At 64.3% G+C, this 6,393-nt stretch carries 6 protein-coding genes and 1 pseudogene; 2 read left to right on the top strand and 5 right to left on the bottom strand.

Features of this window, described 5'->3' with window-relative positions; all coding sequences use genetic code 11:
* Window positions 1–443: 443 nt before the first annotated feature.
* Both Q0066_RS02085 and Q0066_RS02080 read left to right on the top strand, forming a co-directional pair.
* Window positions 444–1,403, top strand: a complete 960-nt coding sequence (locus Q0066_RS02085) for a hypothetical protein (RefSeq protein ID WP_298129578.1) — start codon at window positions 444–446, stop codon at window positions 1,401–1,403.
* A gap of 286 nt (window positions 1,404–1,689) precedes the next feature.
* Window positions 1,690–1,830, top strand: a pseudogene (locus tag Q0066_RS02080) (leucine zipper domain-containing protein); the annotation flags it as partial.
* Window positions 1,831–2,476: 646 nt separating this feature from the next.
* Here Q0066_RS02080 and Q0066_RS02075 read toward each other — a convergent pair.
* The 5 genes from Q0066_RS02075 to Q0066_RS02055 form a co-directional block, all read right to left on the bottom strand.
* Window positions 2,477–3,310 carry an alpha/beta hydrolase gene (locus tag Q0066_RS02075; RefSeq protein ID WP_298129576.1) on the bottom strand — a complete coding sequence of 278 codons (834 nt, stop codon included), beginning with the start codon at window positions 3,308–3,310 and terminating at the stop codon, window positions 2,477–2,479.
* A gap of 27 nt (window positions 3,311–3,337) precedes the next feature.
* A complete protein-coding gene (locus Q0066_RS02070; RefSeq protein WP_298129574.1) occupies window positions 3,338–3,760 on the bottom strand; it encodes a DoxX family protein in 423 nt (140 codons plus the stop codon).
* Between the two features lie 102 nt (window positions 3,761–3,862).
* Complete coding sequence (locus Q0066_RS02065) at window positions 3,863–4,708, bottom strand: ABC transporter permease (protein ID WP_298129572.1); 846 nt, start codon at window positions 4,706–4,708, stop codon at window positions 3,863–3,865.
* A complete protein-coding gene (locus tag Q0066_RS02060; RefSeq protein ID WP_298129570.1) occupies window positions 4,705–5,670 on the bottom strand; it encodes an ATP-binding cassette domain-containing protein in 966 nt (321 codons plus the stop codon). Before Q0066_RS02060 ends, Q0066_RS02065 begins: the two co-directional genes overlap by 4 nt.
* 104 nt (window positions 5,671–5,774) lie before the next feature.
* A complete protein-coding gene (locus Q0066_RS02055) occupies window positions 5,775–6,368 on the bottom strand; it encodes a PadR family transcriptional regulator (protein ID WP_298129568.1) in 594 nt (197 codons plus the stop codon).
* Window positions 6,369–6,393: the final 25 nt, after the last annotated feature.

Raw genomic sequence — 6,393 nt, 5'->3', positions numbered from 1 at the left:
GCGGCGTCCGAGCTGTCCGACGTCGGCGCCCGGATCGCCTACCGGCCGCGTCAGGCTGGGGCTCACGTGCTTCCAATCCCGTAGTCTGCGCTGGCTGCCCGACATGGCCCGAATCGCCAGCCGAAGGAAAGGTGCGGCAGGTGTGAAGGTATTCGTCGAAAGGTACCGCCTGCTGCAAGAGTCCAGTAGCGTCGTCTCTGCAGAGCAGTGGAAGGCAGACATCATGACACCCGTGGCAGGCCGCCCGTCGCGCCGGCTGCGGGGCCGCGATGAAATGGTCCTAGTGGATGTGACGTGCGTCTGCGCGACACGCTACGACGTGCCGCTGGAGTTCATCGACGTCGCAATCTGCCCAAGCTGTGGAGTCTCGACACTAACTGTTCCGCCGGCAGATGACGATGACCGAGAGTAACACCCTGTAGTGTGCTCACATCGTTGAAGCGGTGAAGGATTTCGGAGCGAGGCTGCAGGTAGTTGGGATACTTCCCACCCTGCTTGCCACTTTTGTTGTAGTCTTCTTCGTTGTTTCGGGCGCGCCAGTCGCGCCGCTGGACGCAATAGCCCTAAAGACCGGCGCTGAAGCGATTGGCTTGGCTGGCGCCGTCTGGATCACAGTCGGGGCCGTCGCCCTCGCCGTCACCCTTCAGCCGCTCCAGTTTCGCCTCGTTCAACTCCTGGAGGGGTACTGGCCGGGCGGGATCGTGGCTCCCGTCCGAGCACTGGGAATCGCATGGCAGCGCAGGAAATACCTTCGCGCTGTCGCAAGGCTTGCAATTGTCAAAGGGTCCAAGGGTAAGTTGAGGCAGCTTGTCGCCGCGTCGCTCCGCGAAGCCGCCGCCCATCAAATCCGCGCACGATTTCCGGACGAGAGTCGCCTTCTGCCCACTGCTCTTGGTAACACCCTGCGGTGTACTGAGGACAAGGTCGGTCGACGCTACGGGATACAAGTCGTGACCCTCTGGCCAAGGCTTCATTTGGTACTTCCGCCCGCCTTGCGAGATGAGTTGGATGACGAGGTTAATCAACTGGACGTCTCGTGCCGGCTGAGCGTCACCTGGCTTCTCGCGGCTGTTATTTGTACCAGTTTCCTGGCATCAAACCTAAGCGCGACAATCCTGAACTGGGGGTGGGCCCTCATCGCCGCTTCGCTTTGGGCTCTCTCCGCTTTGGCCTACCGATCCGCGATCGAGGCCGCCGAGGCACACGGCCAAGACATTGAGGTGACTCTTGACCTTCACCGGCATCTACTCATAGAAGCCATGCGCCTTCCCGCTACCCGAACCCTCTCGGAGGATAGGAGGGTCTTTCCGTTGCTCAGCAAGCTCTTCACTACCTACAGCTCACAACATGACCTGCAACTCGAGTACAGGGAGTCAAGCAAACAGTTTGGAACTGGACGCTGACTAGAGTCCCAGGGAACCCACCCTGAAAGCTGACTCGTTCCGTTGTCGTCGGGCAACGACCTCGATCTAGCCTGCCAGTTGACTCGAGACGTTGATGCAGCCTTCAACCACGCGAGCGAGGCGAGTTCGGGTTCCATGGCAGCCCCACAGACAGGCCCGGTGGGTGGCTAGGTGTGATGTTCAGGGACGTTGTTTCGGCGACACGGGTTTGAGGTGCTGAAGGGCGAAGGCCTCCGGTCGTGAAGTGGCGCTGTCGAGGAACTGCTTCACTCCCGAGGAGGCCCTCGTGTCCCACGCTAATGCCGCACTGACCCCGCGCGCTCGTCTTCGGCTTGCGCTCCTGATCGCGGACGACCACTGGCCGGTGTCAGCCGCGGCGAGGATGTTCATGGTCTGCCCGGTCACGGCCCGCAAGTGGGCGGCGCGCTCTTGAAGCGTCCCAGGTTTGATGCCGCGTCCGTTTGAGTTGGAAGGATGCTTTCACGCCGAAGAAGATCGATCCGGAGCTGAGGGCCCGGGCTGTGCGTTTGGTGACCGAGCACCAGCAGGAATAGTCGATGATGAATGCTGCGGCTGGGGCGGTGGCCAAGCAGTTGGGCCTGGGTCAGGAGACGGTGCGCCGCTGGGTTGTCCAGTCTCAGGTTGATGCCGGTGATCGGGAGGGTCGTAGCAGTGGGGAGTTGGCTGAGATCAAGGCGTTGAAGGCGAAGGTTCGCCGGCCCGAGGAAGACAACGCGATCCTGAAAGCAGCAACAGTTTTCTTCGCGGGGGTCATGTGCTGCGCAGGGGTTCGGTGGGCGGTTCTGAGGCGGTCCGGAGTGTGGGGTACGACCGACGACGGAGCCGATGAGCAGCGAGTAAGGCCAGGTCGAATCCCACTGAAGCCCAGGTCAGTACGACGGCCCGGCCTTGCGTGGTGACGAAGACGTTGGTGACGAGCACGCCCAGGATCAGGCCTGTGATGCCGCCGACGACATCAACCTCGGCACCACCTGTCCGCCCTGTGTCCCTGGCGCGACGAAGATCTGCTTGCGCGGTGCCTAATCGGTCTTCCCGCACCACCCGCGGGCCTCTCAGTGTTCGCTGCTGAAGAACCGTAGCAACAGTGGGCCGATGGTCTGTGGGTCGACGACGTGATCCGGCCCGTCGAGGGTCTCCCGTTGAGCGTGGGGTAGTAGGTCTGCAAGCTCGTCGGCTGCGCGGTCGAAGAAGTCCGAGGGTAGGCCTGCCATGTAGGGGACCGTGATCGGTCCTCCGGTGGTGACCAGGACCGGTTGGGTGACCGTTGCCAGTCGATCGGTCGGCAATTGGTAGCGGTCGTGGAAGATGCTGTCGTGGACCAGCGTGGGCGCGAGGGCGACCGAATCCGCCCAATGCGACGTCTGCTTGCCTGCCGCTTTCCTGGCCGCGATGTTGTCGTCGGAAGCGCCGGACAGGCGCATGAACAGTTCGAGAACCTCCTCGTCTCGCCCGGCGTCGAAGGCGCGTCGGGTGTCCGCGATGTACTCCTCGAATCGCGGGCGTATGTCGTCCCCGACCGCGTAGGGCACCTCCCACACGGCGATCGTGTCGATGGCTGACCCGGCCGCGGCGGCTTCCAGCGCCAGCGCGCCACCAGAGGACGCCCCGAACAGGTGTGCCGAGCCGCCTGCCTCCGCGATCAACGCATCCAGGTCCTCGATCTCCCTTTCCACGGCGTAGGGCTCGGTGAAGCCGCTCGCGCCGCGTCCCCGACGGGCGTAGTTGTAGACCGTGAAGTGCTCGGCGAGAGCAGGCACCAAGGAAGCGTTCTCGGCTCCGTCGTCCAGTGCGCCGCCTACCAGGACGACAACCGGGCCGCTTCCCTTCCGGTCGTAGGCGATGGTGGTGCCATCGTTTGATGTCACGCGAAAGGCCATCTCGTTCATCTCACATCTCCGTTCGAGAGGTTTGTCTCATCGTCTGAGCAGCGTGCCGACGACGGCCTCGGTGCGCGACCACCGCGCCCTTGCGATCACGGCCGCCACGACGAGAAGGGCGAGCGCCAGCCAAGGGCTCTGATCGAGCACGAATTGATCCGTGATGACAGCACCGGTCAGCAATGCCGCCAAACCGAGACTGGCCAGGCCCGCCAGAGCCGGGATCAGAACTCCAACCCCTCCCGAGACCTCCAGTGCTCCGACCAGGTACCGGAGCCACTGGCCAGCCCCGATGTCGGCGAACATGTCCACCATGACCGGGTCGCCGGCGAGCTTCGAGATTCCGCCGCCGGCGACTATTGCCGCCAGCACGACTTGCAGAATCCAGACCCCGATGTTGCTCGCCCGCCCGGGCCTGTGCGCAACGGTTTCCGACTTGTTCTTGGGGATGGTGCTCATTCGGCTCTCCTTGTCGTGTCCGGGCCTGGTACCGGTGATGCGTTGGCCGAGTGGGCCGGGTTGTCGGAGCTGATTTCAACCAAGTGCTCGCGGTAGCGGCATCTACTTCTTGTTGCGGTAGAGGACCATGGTGATGGGGCCGAAGACCGCGACGAGAAGCACGGACGAGACGAGCACCCAGCCGATTTCCCCGGCGGGCACCGAGCCGTGCATCAGGCCGCGTACCACGGTCACCAGGTGGGTGATCGGGTTGACCTCGACGACTGTCTGCATCCATCCGGGCATCGTCTTCGGGTCCACGAAGATGTTGCTCACGAACGTCAGCGGGAACATCACCATCATGCTGACCCCCGCCACCGAGTTTGGCGTGCGCAGAATCAGGCTGAGCATCGTCCACAGCCACGACAGGCAGAACGAGAACACCAGCAGCAGCGCGACCGACAGCACCACGCCGACGACGCCACCCTCCGGCCGGACCCCTAGGACCAGTCCGAGCGCGATCACGACCGCCGACCCGATCGAGTAGCGCATCACATCGCCGAGCAGTGCGCCGACCAGCGGCGACGGTCGCCACACCGGAAGTGACCTGAACCGGTCGAAGACCCCATTCTGGATGTCGGTGTTCAGCGTGATGCCGGTGTTCATGGTGATCATGACGTTCGCCTGCACCAGGATGCCCGGCAGCAGGAACTGCAGGTACTCCTGTGTCGACCCGGCGAGCGCGCCGCCGAACAGGTAGGTGAACATCAGTGTGAACATGATTGGGAACATGGTCACGTCGACGAGCTGCTCGGGCACGTGTTTGATCTTCAGCAAAGCGCGCCAGCCGAACGTCAGTGAGGTGAGCACCGGGCCGGGGCGAGACGGCCGCTCGCCGGCCACCAGCACACTGCGCAGCGCGTCCTCGGTGAATGGCGCCGACGCCTGTTTCGCGGTCGTGGCATTCATGCGGCATCCTCCTCGGGTGTCTCCTCGGCGGCGTGTCCGGTCAGGGTGAGGAACACCTCGTCCAGGCTCGGCTGACCGAGCGCGAACTCGGTGGCGTCGATGCCGCTGCGGGACAGCTCGGCCAGGGCGCGGGCGACTCGCTCGGGGTCGGAGATCCTTGCGGACAGCGCGACCGGGTCGGTGGACGGCTCGGCAGGCACCTCGAGGACGCCGGCGAGGACCCGTTCGGCTTCGGCCCGCTGCTCGGGCGCACGTAGCCGTACGTGCAGCGAGCCGGCGCCGAACGATGCTTTGAGCTGGCTGCTTGAGCCCTCGGCGATCACTTTTCCGTGGTCGATCACCGCTATCCGGTCGGCCAGTTGGTCGGCCTCGTCGAGGTACTGGGTGGTCAGCAACACGGTGGTGCCCTCGGCGACCATGCCCCTGACGATCTCCCAGACCTGGTTCCTGCTGCGCGGGTCGAGCCCGGTCGTGGGCTCGTCGAGGAAGATCAGTTCGGGGGTGACGACCAGGCACGCTGCGATGTCGATGCGCCGGCGCATCCCGCCGGAGTACTTCTTCACCTGCCGGTCGGCCGCCTCGGCAAGACCGAACGCGTCGAGCAGGTCGCCCGCTCGCCGCCTGGCCTGCGGGCGCGAGTAGCCGAGCAGCCTGGCGAGCAGCAACAGGTTCTCCACCCCGGTGAGGTCCTCGTCGACCGACGCGAACTGCCCGGTAAGGCTCACCCTGCTCTGCACCGCCCGGGCGTCACGCACGACGTCGTAGCCGAGCACTCGCGCCTCTCCGGCATCGGGGTGCAGGAGCGTGGCCAGCATGCGGATCGTGGTGGTCTTGCCCGCCCCGTTCGGACCGAGCACGCCGTACACGCCCCCGGCGCTCACGGCCAGGTCCACACCGGAGACCGCGTGGGTCTTGCCGAAGCTCTTCTTCAACCCTCTCGTCTCGATCGCGAGCTTTCCCATGGTTTCGATTCCTTCTCTCGGTGTTGCGAACGGATTGGGCTGCACTAGTCAAATTTGACTACATGGCCAAAGTACGCGAGGAGGAGACATCTAGTCAAGGTTGATTAGAAGCGCATATTGAGGGGATCGGGGACCGTTCGCCACGAACCCGGATCATCGGCCATGGTGTACGCGCCCTCAGACAGTCGTTTGCTCAGGCTCTTCGCCCACTCCAGTTCGGTGCGTGCGTGTCCCACCCACAGTTCAGCCTGATCACGGACGTGTTCGGGAATGTCGGGGTTCGGGTTCTCCCACCCCTTGGCCTGTCCTACGAGCTCCGCTTCCAGGCGGGCGACCCGCTCGTTAACGTGCGCGATGGCATCTGTCCTGGTCAGCATGGGCAACATGGCGATGGACGCGTCGAGCATGGTGGGGTCATGGGTGCGCCGCAGGCCGTCGCGGACCAGTTCGACTATCTCGTCACGTCCCCGAGCCGTCACGCGGTACAAAACGCGCTCCGGCCCGGAATTGCCCGGCTCGGCGTGCTCGGTGAGGAGGCCATCAGCCGCCGCCTTCTTCAGCGCGTGATAAATCGAGCCGGGCTTGATCTTGGCCCAAATCTCCGCACCCCAGCTCTGCAGTTCGGACCGCACCTGGTATCCATGCGCGCCGCCGGAGAGGTGCACGATACCGAGCACCAGGAGCTTCGTCGCCGACATGCGCTCCCTCCGCTCAATCTGCTCG

The sequence above is a fragment of the Micropruina sp. genome (assembly GCF_027492755.1).
Lineage (GTDB): Bacteria > Actinomycetota > Actinomycetes > Propionibacteriales > Propionibacteriaceae > Micropruina.
The sequence above is the reverse complement of the archived record's forward strand: the minus strand, read 5'-3'. Positions and strand labels throughout refer to the sequence as shown.